The following is a 20,945-nucleotide window of genomic DNA, read 5'->3' as shown; positions in this document are numbered from 1 at the left end:
CATTTAATTGTTTTCCAATGCCAAAGCGGCACACCAGGCCTCGCCACGCGACCCCTGGGATAAAATTTTCAGCGAACGCCCGCTGTCTTGCGGGCTAATGGTAATGGTCAGGTCAGGCTTTGGCAAAAAGCCTGCACCTTTATCGGGCCACTCGATCAGGCAAAGGGCATCGTCTTCGAAGTAATCACGGATGCCGAGAAACTCCAGTTCTTCCGGATCGACCAGGCGATACAGGTCGAAGTGGAAGGCGCGGATGTCCCCGATTTCGTAAGGTTCGACCAATGTGAAGGTCGGACTTTTTACCGAACCGACATGCCCCAAACCACGAATGATGCCGCGCGACAGGGTGGTTTTGCCCATGCCGAGATTGCCTTCGAGAAAAATCAGACCATGGCCCTGGGTAACGCGGGCGATCCGCGCGCCAAAGTCGCTCATGGCCTGCTCATCGGCCAAGTACAGGGTTACTTCAGACACGGTGCATGCTCCTCCAGCAACTGACGAATGGCTGGAATCAAATCACTGGCCGCCAGCCCACGGCCGAATTTTCCTTGTTGCATTCCGGCATTGGCGTGCAGCCAGACCGCCAGGCACGCGGCCTCGAAGCCGCCCATGCCTTGCGCCAGCAGCGCGCCGATCAAACCGGCCAGCACATCACCGAGCCCGGCGGTAGCCATGGCCGGATGGCCCTGATGACACACAGCCATCCGCCCATCGGGATGGACGATCAGGCTACCAGCACCTTTGAGCACCACCACCGCTTTGTATTTTTTGCTCAACGCCAACGCAGCAGCAGGACGATCGGCCTGTACCTCGGCGGTTTTCATCCCCAGCAACCGCGCCGCCTCGCCTGGATGCGGGGTAATCACGCAGTCCTTGGGCAGACTGACAAAACCGCTGGCCAGCAGGTTCAATGCATCGGCGTCCCACACCTGCGGCAGCGGCGCATTGGCGACGGCGGACAATAACGCCCGCCCCCAACTCGCTTGCCCAAGCCCCGGCCCGACCACCAGCACAGAAACCTTTTCCAGCAGACTCATCAACTGATTGGCCGATGAAGTGCCAAGCACCATCGCTTCCGGTAAGCGGCTCAGCGCCGCCGGCACATGCTCGGGTCGCGTCGCCAGAGAAACCATGCCAGCCCCGCTGCGCAAGGCGCTTTCGCTGCTGAGCAATATCGCCCCGCCAAAACCGTGATCGCCGCCAATCAACAATAGATGCCCGAAGCGCCCCTTGTGCGCCGTCGGTCCGCGTGCGACAAGGCGCGGCAGATTAGCCGTATTGAGGCGTCGGGCACGGACGGGAATGTCACGACAGGTTTCGGCTGCGGCTTGTAAATCGCTAAACACCAGATGGCCGGTGTAATCCGCCGCCTCACCGGTGAACAGGCCGATTTTCAATCCTATGAACGTGACCGTGAGGTCGGCACGAACCGCGGCACCAAGCGCATGCCCGGTGTCCGCGGACAGTCCGGAAGGAATATCCACCGCCGTGACTGGCAAGCCGCTGGCATTGATCGCTTTGATCGCATCGAGATAAGGCGCGCGCACTTCGCCGGCAAGGCCAGTACCGAGCAAGGCATCGACGATGACCCCACGCAGTTCGCTTTGCGCAGTCAAGCCCTGCACGCTGACGCCTTCAGCCAACGCCTGCGCATGGGCCAGTGCGGCGTCACCCTGCAAACGCTGCGGTTCACCGACCGTCAACACTCGCACCGACCAACCGGCCCGCTGTGCCAGCGCAGCAATCAAATAGCCGTCGCCCGCATTGTTGCCGTGACCCGCAAGCACCGTCAGTGCATCGGCTGATGGCCATTGCCGCACCAGCGCCCGCCAAGTCGCATGCGCGGCGCGCTGCATCAATTCGAAGCCCGGCGTGCCGGCGGCAATCAGCCGCGCGTCGATCTCGCGCACCTGTGCGGCACCGTACAGCGCGTCGGGTAATTCATCTTTCGTGTGCGGCATGCGTCTTCGGGCTCCGATGTCTGGCAGAATTATACGCACCTCAGCTCCGGTTTCTCTCGCCTCATGTCCGCCATCACCACAGACCTGTCCGCCCTCGCCCAATCGATCAAGGATTGGGGCCGCGAGCTGGGCTTTCAGCAAGTCGGCATCAGCGGCCTCGATCTGGCCGAGCATGAGCAGCACCTGCAACGCTGGCTCGAGGCCGGCTACCACGGTGAAATGGATTACATGGGCGCCCACGGCAGCAAACGCTCGCATCCCGAGGAACTGGTGCCCGGTACGTTGCGCGTGGTTTCCCTGCGCATGGACTACCTGCCGGGCGACACCGAGATGGCCAAACGTCTGGCCCAACCGGAAAAAGCTTACGTGTCGCGTTATGCCTTGGGCCGCGATTACCACAAATTGATCCGTAAACGTGTTCAACAATTGGCCGACAAGATTCAAGGCGAGATCGGCCCGTTCGGTTTTCGCGCCTTCGTCGACAGCGCCCCGGTGCTGGAAAAAGCCATCGCCGAACAGGCGGGGCTGGGCTGGATCGGCAAAAATACGCTGGTGCTGAACCGCAAGGCTGGCAGCTATTTCTTTCTCAGCGAATTGTTTGTTGATCTGCCATTGCCGGTGGACGAGCCGCACAGCACTGAACATTGCGGGCGTTGCACCGCGTGTCTGGATATCTGCCCGACCAACGCCTTCGTCGGCCCGTATGTGCTGGATGCGCGACGCTGCATTTCGTATCTGACCATCGAACTGAAAAGCTCGATTCCCGAAGAACTGCGTCCGTTGATCGGTAACCGGGTGTTTGGCTGCGATGACTGCCAGATTGTTTGCCCGTGGAACCGCTTCGCGCGGCCGTCCGCAGAAAGCGATTTCAAGCCACGGCACAACCTCGACAATGCCGAACTGGCTGAACTGTTTTTGTGGGACGAGGACAAGTTCTTGAGCAGCACCGAGGGTTCGCCGTTGCGGCGGGCCGGTTATGAGCGCTGGTTGCGCAATCTGGCGGTAGGGTTGGGCAATGCGCCTTCAACGATTCCAGTGCTGGAAGCGTTGAAGGCGCGACGGAATTATCCGTCAGAGCTGGTCAGGGAGCATGTGGAGTGGGCATTGAATGAACATGCGCGCCGCCAAGCGACTCACGACATTTAGAACGCAGGGCGAACGGCTAACCGGTCTTTCATTGCCATACGCACCTTCAGATTGTCTGAGCGCTCGACGACGGAACTGCCAGAAACGCCAGTTAGACCTTCGCTTGCATCGCCGTTGATGCGCGCAGACAACGACCAGTTGACATTAAGAGCCACCGAAGGCGCTGTAGAGGGGGACGTATGACTTCGCCCGATAGCCGGACTCACACCGCTCGAGTCTTGACCAGCAAACCCTCCCAAGTTGCCGACCAGCGCATAGCCTGCACTCAGAAGATCGTAACTGCCTGCCGCGCTAATACCTTTGGTAAGCCCGTTGGACACCTTGGACAAAAACAGTCCAGTGCCTTTGGTTGCAGAGTTCACCCAACCCGCGCCCATCGATGCGATGCCAAACCCGAAGCTTACCCATCCCAGTACTCCGTTGGGATCCAGGTGCGGTGCGACCGTCTGAATAATCGTATCCGCCAAGCCCAGCACACCCGAGGTTACGGCCAGACCGACGCCAAGGACTGCCAACGGCGTTGCTGCACCGGCGGTCAAGACACTGACAACAACACCGACAACCGCTAGCACCACCCCAAGCAAGGCTTTCCAGAAGTGCCCGGTCGGATCTACCCGGTTGATCGGGTCTCCTGCACAGTAAGTGTAGGGATTCAGGCCACCGGCATCGAATGGGCTGAGGCTATCAGGCACCAGAAAGCGCATGAGCGTCGGGCTGTACGGACGGTAGCCGTTACCGAGCAGATAAAGTCCTGTCATCGGGTCAAGCTGCTCGCCGGCAAAACCTTGCAAGGCAAATGCGTCCTCCGTTACCGGGCGGCTGCCATACGGTGTGTAGGCGATATTTTGCTGCTCGCCAGCCTTGAGCGAACGCAAGATGCTTTGCTGCTGGTCGGCTGAAAATAATTGCGTGACACCTGCCGCGCCAACGCGTTGCTCGCCGATCAATTGCTCATCCTGACGCAGACAGGTACGGTTCTCCTTGCCACGCACTTCGTTAATCACTCGGCCGTCGCGGTAAAAACGCTGAACGGGGGCTCCTTTGGCTTGCGACAATGCGGTTAGTTGATCCGTCGCATCGTAGTGATAACCACGGATCAGTTCACCGACTGCGTTCGCGACCCGGGTCAGGCGACCGAAGCCGTCGTACGTCAACCACCGCGACTGCTCATCCTTGATCAAGCGGCCGTTGACGTCGTACAGCAACGACGCCGGCGCCGGATAATCCTTGTGGCTGTGCCTGATTTCGAGCAACCGGGTCGGGTGGTCGCGATCGTAAGTGTAGGCGGCCACATTACTGCCGCCGGGAAATTCGGTGGTCAGCTTAAGAATGTTGTCCAGCGCGTCGAAGGTATAACGCTGGCTGCGAATTTCCTTTCCATAAGGGTCACGCGGGCATTCGCTACCCGAGCAAGTGTAGCGCTGGAGACGACCGCGTGAATCGTAAGTAAAGCCTTCGTCGCGCAAGACCGTATTGCCTTCGGTCAAACGCTTTCGCGCCAGCTTGCCGGCCAGGGTATAGCTCGACGCAAGCGCTCTGGTTAGCCGCCCCGCGAACTCGAAATGCCGTGAGGTTTCCCGACCCAAGGCGTCGTACCCCAACAGAGTGACAAGTGTTCGCCCGGTGGACTTGTCCCGGGCATTAACGCGCACCAGTTGGCTGAGACTATTGTAGGCAAAGGTCGCTTTAACCGTGTCGTGTTCGTACGACAATGGCCTACCGACCGCGTCGTACTCCGTCGTGTGTTTATTGCCCAACACATCGACACATTTCAGCGGGCGGCCACTTAGCGAGTAAGTGTATTGGCTGCGCCGTACCTGCCCATCCTGGGTCAGAATTTCGGACTTGAGACGGCCCGAGTCGTCATATTCGCAACGTCGGTTGTGGTTTACCTCTGTGCAGTCGACCGGCAAACCGAGACGAGCATCGTAGGCATAACTGGCCCGCAGCTCTTGCTGTGTGCCGACAATCTTGCGCTGGGTGATGCTGGAACCTAGAGCCGGTTCATAGCTGAACTCCACCCGGGTTGTATCCGGCATCTGAGTCCATGCCGGCTGACTCAACCCCGCCAGATAACCGTTGGTCTGCACATGCTTGCCAGCAACGCTGCGGGTCAGACGACCCAGGCCGTCGAACGCTTGCTCGCCGACGCTACGGCTGCCGACTTTGACCTGCACCGGTAATGCCGCGGTGCTGTGCACTGCGTATTCGGTCTGGACGCATTGGCCGTCGGGCAATGTCGTCTGGATCAGCCTGTCATAGACATCATATTCAAACGAGGTCGAGTTTCCAGCCTGATCGGTTTGCAGCAGTCCGCGTCCCAGGCCGTCGTACCAGTAACTGGTTTTTCCCAAGCTGCGCCCGGCTAGATCGAACGCTTCGACCGTGTCGGGTTTGCCGAAGTCGTTATTGACCGTAATGACCTTGCCCATACCTTCGACCCATTTCGCTTCGGTCAAGGAAATCGGGTCGTAATTGCGATGTTCCACGCGGCCATCAGGATGGCGGGTGGTTTTGACCTCATCCCACTCATCGAAAAGGAACGTGGTCGTGAGTTCGCGCTTCTGGCCTGGCCAAAGGTCGGTGCGTACTTCGCGGACCTTGCGACCCAATGCATCATGTTGCGCTGCGTAAACTTGGCAGAACGTACCGTCGCCGCCCAGCTCTTCAATTGCGATCACTCGACCCATGCCGTCGTAGACGGTTTTCTGCTTGCGATCATTAACGTCAGTAGTGATCACAGCGGCGGGTTGCGCTTTCGCCATGTCGACACACAGATACCGGGTTTCGCGCTCGGCCATGAACCTTGTGCCAGGCGCCACCACTTCACTGAGCAAACGACCCAGCGCATCGTGCTTGAAGACCAGCGTGCCTTCATCCTCATTCTCTTCGCGGAGCTTGGTGCCATTGATAATCGACAGGTCCAGCCTGGAAGTCTTGGTCGTTGCATCGAAGCCACTGACAATTGTCCGCTGACTGAGTGCTGTCCCCTCTTGGGTATAAATAAACTCGCTGCGTGTCGACAGCTTCCCGTGGAGCACTGTCTGCGTCTTCAACCGCCCATGCCGCAGCCTATCGAGTGGCGCGTCGTAATATGTCGAATCGGTTGTCGAGCGCAGGATGGGGTCACTTGACGTCATCTCATGCATCACCGCTCGGCAGAGCACAACCTCAGCGGTAGCGGCGCCTTGCAACCCTCGCTGCATTTGATATTCATAGCAGGTGACGGTGCTCGCCGCGTCGGGCGAACCCGCTGCACCAGTCACCGTTCGCTGTTTTTCAAACCGTTTGAACCCGAGCGGATCAGCCGGGCAACCTTGCTCGCCCGAAGCCACGTAGAACTCACAAACGGTGGTCACGCCACTGGGCTCGACTTGCATGATCAGGTTGCCAAATTCGTCATACTCAGTGCGTAGCGACTCCTCGCGCCATTTCCCCTGGCTTTCATAGCGCTGCGTCTGAATCCTCGGCAACCGAAATTGTGCAGGTTGATGCTCAAGATCGGCACTGTGCTCCAAGTGGTACACGGTTTTCTGGGCGCTGATCTTCCCTGCACAATCGGTGACCTGCGAGAGCAGCAGATGGAAACGGTTGAACGTGCGTACTGTGCGACTGTGAACCTTGGTACCCGCCATCAGCCGTTCAGTCGAGGTGTACTGAAAATCAGGAGCAGCACGATAGAGGTTGTCGCCGTCGTTCGACCATTCGAGCCCGGAGCCGCCACCCAGAAAATTCTGCGCCGAGAAATCGTAATAGCGGGTGATGGCCGGTTGGCCAAAGCGAGGAAACAATGTGTGAGCGCTCACGCAAGGCAAAGTGGCAACGGGCGCGCGGTCGGGCAAGCGATGACCGTCAACTTTGTAGACTATCGTTTCCAGACCACCCTGCGGGGAGCGCACGGAGGTCACGCAGTTCGTTGTGCCGATCCGCTCAAACTCCAGAGCCCACTCATCGCCACTAGGCAAGCGAATGATGGTTTCACCGCTGCTTTGGATCAGACGGAAGACCGCCTCGCACTCCGTACCGGGGTACAGCGTCAAAATGAGGCTGCCTCGACGATCAATTGCCAACAATTGGCGCTCGGCGTCTTTGATCCCTGTTAACACAGGCATCCCGTCTTGCGATTGGTAAGTGAGAGTCACCGCGGCCCCATTGGGTAACACCAGGCGTATCGGCACAGCGATACCGCTCGATCCAAAGAATTGGAGTTCTTCGCGCAAACCGTTTTTGTGGATGACGTGGAATTGGTCCGCCCGAGGCTTGAAGATCCTCAGCGTATTGAGTTTCAATTCTTTGAAGTTCATCCCCTGAGGAGTTTCGGTGACTTGATAACGCTCCCCACTGGAAAGGACCAGATTGCGCGAGCGTTCGTCATAACAGGTCAACGGCAGCGACCAGCCGCGGCCGAACCCCTGATCGGTTTGGCTCAAAGGATCGAATAACAGCCGGACGGGCATGACCGGCCCGTTAAGTCTTGCGGAATGAATATCACCAAACGTAAGGGCACAACTGTAAAATCCGGTGCGCGGGTCTACGCCGCCAGAAATAAAATCTTTGAAGTTGAACGCTGTCGAGTGAATAGGGGCGGCATTGGAAGTATATATCGACATCAATTCCGCTCCAGAATGAAGTTTACAAAGTACTCACGCTCTTTATCCGGCGTCACATTATCGCGACCGAGATCAGTACGAATTCGCAACCTATGTTCGGTACCATAAGCATCGAACGCAGAAAAAGGGAATACTGCCTGCTTATTACTGTCTCGACCGGCATAATTAACAGTCATTTGCACTATAGTCAGCATACCGTCGCGCTCGTTTACCGCCGTCTTGTAACGCCCTCCATTGGCCAAACTGGCCCAAGAAAACTCCTTAATGGATTTATCCACCATGAATCCGACAGCATGGGGTAAGTTCTTGTATTTATCCTGGTTAAAAACTTGAAAAAACTCGACGCTAGCGCCCGCCGCATTGTTGGCAGACGACCAATTCAAGAGCTTTGTTTGAACCCCACCATCTCGGATTGGATAGAGACCGACATAGTATTTGTGAATACGCACACCATCCCAAGGTTTGCCCCCATGCACCATATCAAAGTGGAAGTTAACACCGGAGTATGCGTTTGGTAGCAGCGCGGTAAGGGTAACGCTCTTGTCATGCCGGCCTGGCAATGTCCCATTGGTCGTGAAGACGGTTCCGCCAATTTTGACTTGTGCAGCGATCCTGGTTGAACCGACAGCGCTGGCAGAAACCCAGAAAACGATTTTCTTCGCGAACGAACGGGGAACCGCATTGGCCACCGTGGAGCTATGGTGAGCACTGGCCCTGGCCAGCGATGCAGTCCCGGGCAGGTCGTGCAGGTATTCGTTTTCAGTATCTACGGCTCCCCAGCCATTTTTCAGGTTTTCGCCTCCGTTGTAGTGAACAAGCTTTACCGATGCCAAAACTTCAGGTGGCATTTCGACCGGTTCGCCATTATCGTCCGCGACTGTCATCAACACGATCACTTGAACTTGCATACGACCGTTTGCGTAGAGGCTTTTTGTTCGAATATTTGGATCATTATCAAAACCAACTTCGACCACAGAAACTCTGGAAGCTCCTTTGACAATGCAGGGAATGGGATTCCCAAGATCAGTACAACCATTTGATTTAAACATAATCATTCCTTGAGTGAGTAGTAACAAGAATTCAGAATCCTCTAAATTGACGACACTGAACACTGACTACCTTTATCCACCCGAATATACCAAGTCAAACTTATAACCATTGCAGAAATTGAATTAGACCGATATTTACCCACAATCAAATACCCACACCAACCTATCAATAAACATCAGAACCACCCACTACGCCTCATTGTTATAAACAAACTTTGGCATTCCCCAATTAAAACGGATTGCCAACACGCGGGCTGGGCTGGTTCGGCAAAAATACGCTGGTGCTGAACCGCAAGGCTGGCAGCTATTTCTTTCTCAGCGAATTGTTTGTTGATCTGCCATTGCCGGTGGACGAGCCGCACAGCACCGAACATTGCGGGCGTTGCACCGCGTGTCTGGATATCTGCCCGACCAACGCCTTCGTCGGCCCGTATGTGCTGGATGCGCGACGCTGCATTTCGTATCTGACCATCGAACTGAAAACCGCCATCCCCGAAGAGCTGCGTCCGCTGATCGGTAACCGGGTGTTTGGCTGCGATGACTGCCAGATCGTTTGCCCGTGGAACCGCTTCGCGCGGCCCTCGGCGGAAAGCGATTTCAAGCCACGGCACAATCTCGACAATGCCGAATTGGCCGAGCTGTTTTTGTGGGATGAAGAGAAGTTCTTGAGCAGCACCGAGGGCTCGCCGTTGCGGCGGGCCGGTTATGAGCGCTGGTTGCGCAATCTGGCGGTAGGGTTGGGCAATGCGCCTTCAACGATTCCAGTGCTGGAAGCGTTGAAGGCGCGACGGAATTATCCGTCAGAGCTGGTCAGGGAGCATGTGCAATGGGCGCTGGAGCAGCACGCCAGATCTGCACACGCATAACGGGCAGGCAAAGTGCCCAATTCGCAGCTCACGCGCGCGGCGTTGTCATATTTTTGGCCGAAGCTATAAATTTGCTGGTTGCCCCTGGACTCCAATGACCGCCCGACTGGAGCACTCGGGCAACCCTTACTGAACTGTCCTCCAGAATATAGATACGATCCCCGCGCCCCGTACCCGACGTCAAATAGGCATGCATTAATCTCTTCGTCCCGCCGTAGCTCCTTAGTTGTGTGTACAACATTTCAGCCGTTCTGGCTGCATCGCTTGGGGAAATACCGCTTTCAATAAGCGCGTAGAGTTGGTTCGCGTGAGCCACCTTGGCTTGAGCGTCGTTGGCGGCCAAAACGTCGTCCGCCCCGGAGGCCCTGATTAATTGCCAAGGTGCATCCTCTGCCAACTCAACCTGAGTGTTGGTTTTCTTGGCCGCGGCCTTGGCTGCTTTTTCCCAAGCTTTTGCCGCTTTGGCGGTTCCCTTTCCTCCGAGCCCTTGGCTAAAGGCTGAAGCCAGCTTTCTGCCAACATTCACAGCTGCTTTCGCACCTGCCGTCAAACCTGTACCCAGCGACGCCAACCCAAGACCTAAACTGACCCAACCCAATACCTCTCCAGCAGGAGAGCCCGGCGCGAATTCATTGACCAGTTCGCTGGCGATACCCGCCAATCCAGACGCAACTGCCAGCCCCACCGCAGCCAGTGCCCATGGCGTTGCGGCACCCATGGTCAGCACGCTGGCAACGACACCGAGAATACTGAGGCCGATGCCCAGGACCGACTGCCAGGACATATGCCCCGTAGGGTCAACGCGATTGACAGGATCGCCCAGGCAATAGACGTAGGCATTCAATCCGCCCTCGCCGAAAGGACTCATGCTGTCGGGACCGAGAAAGCGCATCAGTGTCGGGCTATAGGCTCTGTAACCGTTGCCCAGCAGATAAAGGCCGGTCACCCGGTCCAGTTGCTCGCCGTTGAACCCTACCAGACTGAACAATCCACCATCGGCAGGACGATGCCCGTAGGGGCTGTAAGCACAATCAGTCAGAGGCCCACTGTCCAGCTCAGCCAACACACTTTGCTGTTGATCGGTGCCGAGCAGTTGCGAACCGGCGTTCAGACCGACTTGTTGTTGCCCAACCAGCAAGCCACCGTGGCGCACCACACTGGATGAATTTTTGCCACTGACTTCGTTGGCGACCCGACCGCCATGGTAGTAACGCTGAGCCGTTGGCGTATTCGGTTGCGACAGTTCGACCAAATGGTCGGAGCCGTCGTAGTGGTAGCCGCGAATCACTGAGCCCTGGGCACTGGTCAACTGCTCAAGACGCCCAAACGCGTCATAGGCCAGGGTCCGCGCCTGATCATCCTTGATCATCCTGCCGTTGGCGTCGTATTCCAGCGTCACTGCCGCTGGATAGTCGGCGTGGGAATGCCGGATTGCGCTGAGTTGCACTGGATCCGGATTGTCATAACTGAAAGTGGTCAGATTCACACCCAGCGGGAACCGCGTTTGTACGGTGAGAATGTTATCCAGTGCATCAAATGTGAACGTCTGCTGAACAATCTCTTTGCCGTACGGATCCCGAGGCTTTTGGGTGCCGGTGCAGTCGTACTGGATCAGACGCCCGCGCACGTCATAGACAAATTGTTCATCGCGCAACACTTGCGTGCCACGTTTGGACACCTTGCGCGCCAGCTTACCGGCGAGCGTATAAGTCGACGCCAGTGTCTGGTCGGGCTGGCCCTTGACTTCGAAAGTCCGGCAACTTTCACGACCGATATCGTCATAGGCAAACCGCGTGATCATTTGACGCTTGAGCGCAGTTTCTTCGGTCTTTGTCCATTCCAGCATTCCCGTCTGGATGCTGTAGTGGAATTCGGTTTTCAGCGAACCCTGCGAGGTTGAAAGCAAGCGGCCATGCTCATCGTATTCGGATCTGGTTTCGCATCCGAGGACATCGACATGGCTAACCGGTCGCCCCTCAAACGAATAGGTGAAGGAAGTTTCATTGCTGATAGCACCGTAGGTAGTCGTTTCGGTTTTGATGCGCCCGGAAGGGTAATACGTAAAGCGACACTCCCTGCCGTTTTCCGTGCAGCTCAAGAGATGACCATTGGCGGGGTCGTAAGCCATCGTCTTGAGCAACGCCCCCGACTTACGCTCAGTCAGCACGCCACCCAGTTGGCGCAAATAGGTGAATTCGGTTTTCTTGCCATCAGCGCTCTTGTACCACTTCGGCTGACTGAACCCTGCTTCATAACCGGCCTCGGACTTGCGTCCGCCCACGGTGCTTGCCGTCAATCGATTCAAACCGTCGTAGGTTTGCTCGCCCAGGATCTTGCCATCGACAGTGATTTTGACCGGCACCCTCTCGTCGCTGTGGTCGGCGTAGTCGGTGACCACTTCGCTGGCGTCGGGCAGGACACTGCGGGTCAACCTGCCGAAAGCGTCGTACTCATAGCGAGTGGTATTACCGACGGCATCCGTCTGGCAGGTTGTGCGCCCTAGCCAATCATAGGTGTAACCGATTTTACCGAGGCTCTTGCCCTTCAGACTGAAGCTCTCGATGCTCAGCGGTTTGCCAAAATCGTTGACGAGGGTAACGGTCTTGCCCATCCCCTCAAGCCAATTCGTTTGCTGGCGAAGGACCGGATCAGCCACGCTATGTTCGATTCGTCCATCGGCATGGAGCGTCTTGCTGACTTCCCCCCAACTGTCGAATTCGTAGTGAGTCACAGCCGGGAAGGACTCGCCATCGCGCCAATCGGTTAACGTCGATTTCACCCTATGGCCCGCCGAATCATGCATGGCGCAATAAAGGGTGCGAGTATGAATGAGCCCCTCCTTATCAGGATGGTCGCAGTCCTTTTCCTGAACGGTGATCACCCGTTCCAGACCGTCATAGGCCACTCTCTGCTCGCCGCCAGCCGAATCCGTAGTCACCATCGTGGCGGGCTGCTTTTTGCTGGCGGCCAGATAGGCCCACTCGGTAGAGGCCGCGTAGGGCGTGCCGGGGGCAACCGTTTTGCGCAGTGCTCGGCCGATCGCGTCGTATTCATGTTCGATGTGCTCACCATCGACGCCGACCTCTGCCAACTGTAAGCCGGTCTGCGTCGAGAGCACTTTTTCACTGGTCTGCAGCGAATCATCAAACCCGCGCGTGCTGGAAATCACCCGCAGTCTGGTGCCCTCGAGCTCATAGGAAAATTCCGTACAGATCTTTTTATCGTTTCGGGTAACGCTTTGCTCTTTCGTGGCGCCGTGCTTGAGCGGGTCCTTTGGCGTATCGAGGTAACTGCGTTCGGTTTTCGAGCGCAGAACCTCAACCCCCTCCACAAGCTCGAAATCACGCTCCGCCATCGGCAAGACAGATGCCAGTTCCGCACCGTCCAGCGCGGGATGCAGCGCATAGTCGTAATACGTGACAGTCGAGGGTCCACCCGCTGCCGCAGCGGTAATCGTCCTCTTCTTCTGGAACCTGGCGAAACCCAGCGGATCCTCCGGGCAATTGTCCCCACCGCTTGCCGGATAAAACTCCGACAACGTCGTCACCCCACTCGGCTCGACGTACCTGAGCAAGTTACCTTCGGCGTCGAACTCAGTGACGGTGGTTTCCTTGCGCTCCTGGCTGGTGCGCCGATCGAGGTAGGTCACTGTCTGAACTTTCGGCATGCGAAACTGAGCCGGCTGCTCATTGAATGGCTTGCTGACGGAACAGTGATACTCAGTGGCGGTCGAGGTCTGCGCGTCGCCACAAGTCGTAACCTCTGCGATCAGCAAATGGAATTTGTTGTAGGTGCGTTTGATGCGCGTGTGTACCTTGCCGCTCACCACCAACTGCTCGTCCGAGGTGTAGACGTAGTTGCCAGGCGCTCGATAGAGAGGATCCCCGTCATCGTCCTTGGCGGGAATCAGACCATGCCCGAGAAAGTTACGATCGGAGTACGTGTACGCCTTGCAGAGCCAGGGTTGGCCACGCCCTGGGTAAATATCGTGCGCGATGACAAACGGCAGTGTCTGTTCCACGCCAGTGATGAAATGGTGACCTTGCAGCTTGTAGCGAATGATTTCTACGCCGCGCAAAGGGTTGACGACGCGGTGCAGATAGCTGGCCTCATCAATGAGTTCATATTCCAGGTCCCAGCCTTTACCGACCGGTAGCTCGATTGCCGTTACCAGACTATTTTTCAAGATCAACTTGTAGTCGGAGCTGGACGTCGTATCGGGATGCCGGGTCAATGTCACCTGACCTGACTTGCGTGCGATTCTCAGCAGGCATCCCTTGGCATCACTGATTTCGGTCAGCATGGGAAACTGATTGAACGAACCATGCTTGAACATGATGCTCACACCGTTTGCCGCGATAATTTTTTCCACTACCGCGATCTGAGTGGCGGCCATTACTTTCAGCAGTTCACGCCGACCATCTTTGTAACGGACCTCATAGCGTCCAGCCCCAGTCACCAGTACTTTGGCGGTTTGCAGTTTCATTTCCTTGAACTTCAGGTCGGTAGACGTCTCGACAGCCTTGTAACGCTCACCGTTGGCCAGCGTCATGACTTTACTGCGCAAGTCGTATTGGGTCATGGTCAAAGACCAGCCCACGCCGAAACCGGTATCTACCTGACTGAGTGGATTGAAACCCAGTGACAGAGCAAGATCAGGACCATTGAGATCCGCCGAATGCAACTTGCCCAACGACAAGGCGCACGTATACATGCCGGTACGCGGATCAACCCCACCGGAAACAAATTCACCGAAGTTGAAAGCATTTGAATGAACAGCAGAAGATGAATTACTTTTCATGGAGCAACGCCCTCTATTTCCAACATCCAGATATTCCCCAATCCGGCGGGCCAACAAAAAACACGCTGACCAACCGAGAGAAGGTCACACAAGTTGTTTCATTGACCGCTTGGAGTGACCCAGAATAAAAGTGCGTTGCTCTTTATCACCATCGAGAGAGAGCCTGTGCTCCGAACCGAATTCATCGATCACTGCAAATTCGAATGCACTTTCATTTTCGCGACCCTCTTGAGAATCAGCAGAAATATACTGAATAAGCGTCAATTGCCCGAGCACTTTATTAATAGCCACGGTCATAGGACCGAGCGGACTGCGAACTCGCGCTTTTAGCCCATAAATCGGTGCCATGTAGCCATAGAAATTTCTTCGACCATCCAGAGTGCCGGGAATATTTCCAGACAAGTAGACCTGCACCGCAGCCTCGGAATCATAAGCATGCAGTTTCACCTCACTGCTGTACCAGTCAAGGAGATGAATTTGCCGGCCCTCTGCGTGAAGTCCAATATGATAATTCTGGACCGAATCAAATTGAGCCCTCTGCTGCGCCTCATCATATTTACTTAATGAAAAACTGCTTAGGGGATACTCTTTCGGTGGTATCGCTTCCAGCGTAATACTGCTGTCAAAGCCGACACCGTTGCTTCGTAATACCACTTCGTTCATGACAATTTCGGCAGCCACTTCCATAATGCCCGGCCTGGACGCGGAAACCCAAAACTCGAAAGTTTGCACCGGATCCGCATCGTCACTTATTCGGTTGTCACTAACCCGCTGGATCTCTGTAACCAGCGGTGCCCCTCCCGACATTTCGTGGGCATAGCGATTTTCCTGCACAGATACGCTCCAGTCACCTTCAAGAGGTCGAGCGCCGTTGTAGGCAATCAAGCGCAGAGACTGCAATGCGGGATGCCCAAACAGGGACGCACCGTCCCCATTGTTATCGACTCCGTGGATAAGTACCAATACGCGCGCTTGCATGCGACCATTGGCGTAAAGCGTTTTATGTCGGCCGGACCTTACGGAGTCTAACTTTACTTCAATTCGTGAAATATTAAGTGGTTCATCATGCATACAATAACACCTGGATAATTAATAAATTCCGCCCCTTTCGAGACAAGCAGGAGTATTGACACATGAACCCCACAACAATAAAACCACGAACATCTGACAAGTTGTGAACAGATACAAGTGGCGAAACAATAAAATATACAAACTCACGAAACACACAGAAACCCACAAACAATCCAAATACGCAGACTTCCTGTCATGGCATTCGAAATTGCTGTTTGCCTCCTTTGAACTCCTGTATTGCATGCCCCCTTCCATCCTGCTTCTGGTCATACCGAAAACAGGAGGGGGCTACGACGCCATTTATATTTTCCAAAGCTTGCTGAACAAACAAGGCTTACCGTTACTTCCTTCAACAATCAGTTACTGCCTGAATCAGTCCAGTACCCCCCCTCTGAAGAGTCACTGTCGGATTGCACATCTGAAAGCGGCTCATCTATCTGGATTTCTATTTTACGATCCATGCTGGCTTGCTCCAGATACTGGGCAATCCTTTGTCTCGACGCGTTATTCAAAGGGTTATTCAACAGATCGACGAATAGATCCTGTGTGTCCGGGATATCCAAAAGTTCACCCCCCACATCAGAAATAGAATTATCGTGCAATGTCAACACATTGAGTTCTTTCAGCTCACTTATGCCTGAAGGCATTTCGGAAAGATGGGTGTCGTACAGCATCAGTTCCGTTAAACCTCGCATATAGCCTACGTGCGGAGCGACTGTCAGAGGATTGTGTTCAAGACTCAAATAGGTAAGAGTTTCTATTCGTGACAACCCCTCGGCCGTTACTTCAGAAAGCCTGAGCGAGCAATTACGCAGCATAAGCTGACGCAATTCACGCATTTGAAAAATCCCTGGGGAAAAAGCCTCCATTTCTACGCCGGTGACTAGCAGATTTTGAACATTTGGAAAACTGTCAAGAAATGCACCTATCTGCGCGCCCGGTTTTTTTGCTGACAATACTAACTCTGTTACATACTCGAATCTGGCAGATAACTTTGGTAATTCACCCGAAAAATCGAAGAACGACGAAAAATGGTAGTCGCCGTACCCCCATTGTGAAACCGACTTGCGTTGCCAGATATCTTGCAGCAGTGCGCTGAACTTCTGACGCATCTGTAATTGATCGGCAAGTGCATCGGGGCTCCATGCCATCCCCTCTGTCGGATGTGGAGGCGCCTTGGTACTCCACATCTTCAAATCCTGGCGTAGCCCTGCGAATTCTTTCTCCAGCCGAATCAAAACACCGGACGGATCGCTGTGTAAACGCTCATTGATAAACGTCGCCACATCTGCGTCCGAAATCCCCGGGTAGAGATCACGAACCCGATCAACAACGGGCTTCAGCGGTGCCGGGTTGTCATCGGCTCCGCCTCTCAGATGCCCCGCCTGCCGGTACTGCGAGATGGCAGCGTCGATAGCATATGGCAGCGGTTCCAACCCCAGCACTTCGCTTACGGTCTGACGCGAAGGCAAGGGTTGTCCACGGGTCAGCTGTTGTAAATCCGCGCCTGAACCCTCTGTCAAACCCAGCGCCTTACGCTGTGAAGGCGACAAAGAGAACCAGACAGCCGAATTCAGATCGTTCACCGCTTGAGGTGACGGGCCGTCAGTGCTTTGCAGTACATAGCCTGCATCCTGCCGAATCAGCACGCGACGAACCGGTGACCGGGCATCGCCGATAGCGGTCAAAAGATCCCCGTCAGGCGCGCCCCGACGCATCTCGATTCGAACCTGTTGCGGCCAATCCACGAGACTTCCGATCATGTGCAGCGCCAATAGATCACTGTCAGGATTGGAGACGGCATTCAAATAAATTCCTTCGACGGCTCTTGTCAGTCGAATCTCCCGCAGAGCCCCCAGTGCCTCTTCCGCCACTCGCCGTGGTATGCCCGGTTGATTGTGCATATGCAGACGCTCGGCGGCGCTTGTATCGCGCGATATCGCCTCGGCAAAAGTTTTAGGCAAGTCAGGGAAAATTCGCCGTATCTGCAATGTGTTTTCATCGCAGTCGAGTTCGAATGCGCGCTCATGCTTTTGAAAAAGCGCTGCGCGATCCTGTTTTGCCGTGCGGTCCATTTTCTGATCGAGACTGAATCGCCTGAGGGTGTCCTGAAGCAGCGCGGGAGGGTGAAAGCCAATACGCGTATGCCGCGCCAGCGTTTCATCAATGCCACTCACTGCAAAAATGCGTGCGACTGCGATATCGGAAAACTCGTCGATGGAGTAACCCATGCGGTGAAACAGTTCTGCCGTTTGCCCGTATACCGAGTTGCCATCCACCGGGTGCCAGAATTTACCCTCGTTATCCGGCTTGAGAAACGGGCCGGACGCCTTGCGTTCTCTGGTGACTGTGGCGCGGAACAACCCATTTTCGGCGTCCCTGACCACTTGCACAAAATGCTCTTCATCAACGGCTACATAGTGGCGTTGCTTCAACTCCCGGATGCCCTGCGCGTCGGCCTCGCCGAGTTTTTTTGAGACGGGTATCCAATAATTCGACAAAGCGGACATCGCAACGATTCCCCCGGCGTTAGCGATCGCGGGGGGCATCAGGCTCGGAGTTACGCTGATGACCTCCACGGTTGCGGCCGCGTGCAAATTGTAGGAAGGCAGCAGTGGATCCGGGCGATGCGACACGGAAGGCGAGGGGAGATAGACACGCGGTGGCCGGTGCGGGCCGTCAGCGTTAAAATCGGGGGTTTTGTTTGGCGCAGGTTTGATCTTTGGCGGTTTGCCAGCCATGAATTCTCATCCTTGAGGTGTGGTTGCGAAGACCCTGCAGTACTACAGAGTCAACGCATGACATATGTACAAGTACGCTGAACTTCTAATACTTGACCTTTGAGAAGCTCAGCTTATCGGTATGTCCGCTGTGAAACGGTATATATGTCTACCACATCCAACGTATGAAAGTTGAGAGATACCGAGCTTACCCTCGCTCCAGACCAAAAGTGCGTGCTGCAAAATCCGTGCGAATCGCCAGTTTATGTTCCGTACCGTGTTGATCGATGGCACGAAAGTGAAATACGTCGCCACGCTTCTGAGCACGCTCGATTGCCGAGTATTCGGACAGTGCTTGCACCACGGTCAGTTCTCCGTCGCGATCATTGACCCTTACAGAATATTTTTTTGTCTCCCGCGTTATTGCATCAGAGAAGAATGTGTAGGCAATAGCGTCCCCGTTAAACGGCAAGAACAGGTCGACTGCCTTCTCACTTGGGTTAATCATGAAGCCCGAAAAATAGTTGGTCGATGTTTCGCCAAGTTTATTGGCATAAGCAAAACAGTGATTGGATTGCGTGGCTACGCCATCGGCAACCCACTCGACAAGTTTGATTTGCTGCCCTTGTGGATACAACCCGAGGTAATGGTTCCAGATTCGATTACCCGGCTCTTCATTGCCACGTCGGGTTGCCTGCCAGCGGAACTGATCGAGGGCATAGGCCAAAGGTTGTTGTGCTTCAAGGGTTACGCTGCTGTCGTGGATACTGGACAAAGTGCTTGCGTTGGTGCGAATCGTCTGCCCGGCCAAGGACAGCCGCGCGGCGACCTGGGTCGTCCCGGCGACGGAGGAAGACACCCAGAAGGTACGGACCTGAGGATGGAGCATGTCATCGTCTGCCTCTTGGTCGAGACCCGGCGTGGCCAAGACCGACGTTGGTGCCTCAAGGGTAAATCGCCCTTGCTCGGTGCTTGCGGTCCAGCCAGTGCGCAATGTCTTTCCACTGCCGTAATGAATAAGCTCAATGCTGTTCATTACTTCAGCCGGAATGGGCACTGCATTCCCGTTCATGTCAACGGCGGACACCAGAACTTGTACTTTCACCTGCATGCGGCCATTACCGAACAGAGACTTGCTCCGGGTAGCGTCACCGGCATCAAACTTTACTTTGAAACTGGCAATACCGGCGACAGCGCCTAAATGTGCAACCTGATTTTGTGCTTCGTCCATATTTTCACCCATAATGCAATTCCTTTGACGTAGTGTTTACTTGGCAGATCGACTTTAAACAAACAATCGACTAAAGAAATAACACGACTATCAAATCGGCAGCAAAATGAAAAATGTAAGAAACATGCACACACTGTAAATCACGAATAACAAACAGAGTTATTTATGAAAAACAATGTTGACTGCAATTAGTATCAATGCTCGTCGTTGTAGACGAACTTGGGCATTTCCCAATGAAAACGGATTGCCAACAAGCGCAGCAGGAATCCACCGAACAGCGTAATCAGAATCGCCTGTTCACTCGGCACATTCAGATACAGGCAGAGCATGTAGCACCACGCAGCCGCGAACGAGACGCTGGCGTACAGCTCACGACGGAAGATCAACGGAATATCGTTGCAGAAGATATCGCGCAGGATGCCGCCGAATACGCCGGTGATCACGCCGCTGACCGACGCCACGAGCATGCCATGGCCCATTTCCAGTGCGGTCATGCAGCCGATCAGGGTAAATGCCACCAGACCGACCGCATCGAGCACCAGAAACAGCGAGCGCAGGTGACGCATCCAGCGGGCGGTGAACACGGTGAACATCGCCGCCACCGATGTCAGCACCAGATACTCCGGGTGTTTGACCCACGTCAGCGGGTAATGCCCGAGCAGCACGTCGCGCACCGAACCGCCGCCCAATGCCGTGACGCAGGCGATCAGTACCACGCCAAACCAATCCATTCCGCGCCTGCCCGCAGACAGGGCGCCGGTCATGGCTTCGGCGGTGATAGCGACGAGGTAGAGCATCAGCAACATGGTGGCGATCCTTGCAGGAAGGCGCGCAGTCTACTCACTTCGCCATGGCACCAAAAGAGGGCGACAGCTAAGTTCGCCGATGTCAGAACTTGATGAAATGCTTGCGGTAGTGCTGCAGCTCGGCGATCGACTCGCGGATGTCGTCCAGCGCCAGGTGCGTGCTGCCCTTCTTGAAGCTATCGCGCACGTCCGGTGCCCAGCGCGCGGCCAGTTCCTTGAGAGTCGACACATCGAGGTTGCGGTAGTGGAAGTAGCTTTCCAGCGCCTTCATGTGGGTATAAAGGAAGCGACGATCCTGGCAGATGCTGTTGCCACAGATCGGCGACTTGCCCTTCGGCACCCACTTCTCGAGGAAGGCGATGGTTTCAGCTTCGGCTTCAGCCATGCTGACGCGGCTTTCGCGAACGCGTTGGGTCAGGCCGGAGTTGCCGTGGGTGCGGGTGTTCCACTCGTCCATGCGCGCGAGGACTTCGTCGCTGTGGTGGATGGCGATTACCGGACCTTCGGCCAAGGTGTTGAGGTCACTGTCGGTGACAATAGTGGCCATTTCGATAATGACGTCGTTGTCCGGATCCAGACCGGTCATTTCCAGGTCGATCCAGATCAAATTCTGCGGGTTTTGCATATTTCGGCTCCTAGGCAATGCTGCGCAGTTTAGCCTAGGCCGGTGGCAGGGCGTGCTAA

11 protein-coding genes and 1 pseudogene are annotated in these 20,945 nt (G+C 55.4%); 2 read left to right on the top strand and 10 right to left on the bottom strand.

Going from position 1 to position 20,945, the window contains the following annotated elements:
* Positions 1 to 3: 3 nt before the first annotated feature.
* Both tsaE and ACIQVE_RS21870 read right to left on the bottom strand, forming a co-directional pair.
* Positions 4 to 474, bottom strand: coding sequence for a tRNA (adenosine(37)-N6)-threonylcarbamoyltransferase complex ATPase subunit type 1 TsaE (tsaE, locus tag ACIQVE_RS21875; RefSeq protein WP_402812042.1), 471 nt, complete (start codon positions 472 to 474; stop codon positions 4 to 6).
* Positions 462 to 1,961, bottom strand: coding sequence for an NAD(P)H-hydrate dehydratase (locus tag ACIQVE_RS21870; protein WP_402812040.1), 1,500 nt, complete (start codon positions 1,959 to 1,961; stop codon positions 462 to 464). The genes tsaE and ACIQVE_RS21870 overlap by 13 nt, the downstream gene beginning before the upstream one ends.
* A gap of 63 nt (positions 1,962 to 2,024) precedes the next feature.
* On the opposite strand from ACIQVE_RS21870, the gene queG (ACIQVE_RS21865) reads away from it, so the two are divergent.
* Positions 2,025 to 3,107: a tRNA epoxyqueuosine(34) reductase QueG gene (queG, locus tag ACIQVE_RS21865; protein WP_402812037.1), complete on the top strand. Its 1,083-nt coding sequence runs from the start codon at positions 2,025 to 2,027 to the stop codon at positions 3,105 to 3,107.
* On the opposite strand, the gene ACIQVE_RS21860 is transcribed toward queG (ACIQVE_RS21865), so the two are convergent.
* Positions 3,104 to 7,717 (bottom strand): RHS repeat-associated core domain-containing protein, encoded by a 4,614-nt coding sequence (locus ACIQVE_RS21860; RefSeq protein ID WP_402812034.1) that lies wholly within the window; start codon positions 7,715 to 7,717, stop codon positions 3,104 to 3,106. The genes queG (ACIQVE_RS21865) and ACIQVE_RS21860 overlap by 4 nt on opposite strands.
* A complete protein-coding gene (locus tag ACIQVE_RS21855; RefSeq protein WP_402812032.1) occupies positions 7,717 to 8,766 on the bottom strand; it encodes a hypothetical protein in 1,050 nt (349 codons plus the stop codon). Before ACIQVE_RS21855 ends, ACIQVE_RS21860 begins: the two co-directional genes overlap by 1 nt.
* A gap of 251 nt (positions 8,767 to 9,017) precedes the next feature.
* On the opposite strand from ACIQVE_RS21855, the pseudogene queG (ACIQVE_RS21850) reads away from it, so the two are divergent.
* Positions 9,018 to 9,632: pseudogene (gene queG, locus ACIQVE_RS21850) on the top strand (tRNA epoxyqueuosine(34) reductase QueG); the annotation flags it as partial.
* Between the two features lie 28 nt (positions 9,633 to 9,660).
* On the opposite strand, the gene ACIQVE_RS21845 reads toward queG (ACIQVE_RS21850), so the two are convergent.
* The 6 genes from ACIQVE_RS21845 to orn form a co-directional block, all read right to left on the bottom strand.
* Positions 9,661 to 14,433 carry an RHS repeat domain-containing protein gene (locus tag ACIQVE_RS21845; RefSeq protein WP_402812029.1) on the bottom strand — a complete coding sequence of 1,591 codons (4,773 nt, stop codon included), beginning with the start codon at positions 14,431 to 14,433 and terminating at the stop codon, positions 9,661 to 9,663.
* A gap of 84 nt (positions 14,434 to 14,517) precedes the next feature.
* Positions 14,518 to 15,504, bottom strand: coding sequence for a hypothetical protein (locus ACIQVE_RS21840; protein ID WP_402812027.1), 987 nt, complete (start codon positions 15,502 to 15,504; stop codon positions 14,518 to 14,520).
* A gap of 356 nt (positions 15,505 to 15,860) precedes the next feature.
* Complete coding sequence (locus ACIQVE_RS21835; RefSeq protein ID WP_402812025.1) at positions 15,861 to 18,245, bottom strand: hypothetical protein; 2,385 nt, start codon at positions 18,243 to 18,245, stop codon at positions 15,861 to 15,863.
* 187 nt (positions 18,246 to 18,432) lie between these two features.
* Entirely contained in the window at positions 18,433 to 19,467 is a 1,035-nt protein-coding gene (locus tag ACIQVE_RS21830) for a hypothetical protein (protein ID WP_402812022.1), read from the bottom strand.
* Between the two features lie 182 nt (positions 19,468 to 19,649).
* Positions 19,650 to 20,261, bottom strand: a complete 612-nt coding sequence (locus ACIQVE_RS21825) for a trimeric intracellular cation channel family protein (RefSeq protein WP_402812019.1) — start codon at positions 20,259 to 20,261, stop codon at positions 19,650 to 19,652.
* An 82-nt stretch (positions 20,262 to 20,343) separates the two neighbouring features.
* A complete protein-coding gene (orn, locus tag ACIQVE_RS21820; protein ID WP_402812016.1) occupies positions 20,344 to 20,886 on the bottom strand; it encodes an oligoribonuclease in 543 nt (180 codons plus the stop codon).
* Between the last annotated feature and the right edge of the window lie 59 nt (positions 20,887 to 20,945).

It is taken from the genome of Pseudomonas sp. NPDC098747 (genome assembly GCF_044760045.1).
Lineage (GTDB): Bacteria > Pseudomonadota > Gammaproteobacteria > Pseudomonadales > Pseudomonadaceae > Aquipseudomonas.
Note: the sequence above shows the minus strand (reverse complement) of the source record. Positions and strands in the feature narration are given on the sequence as shown.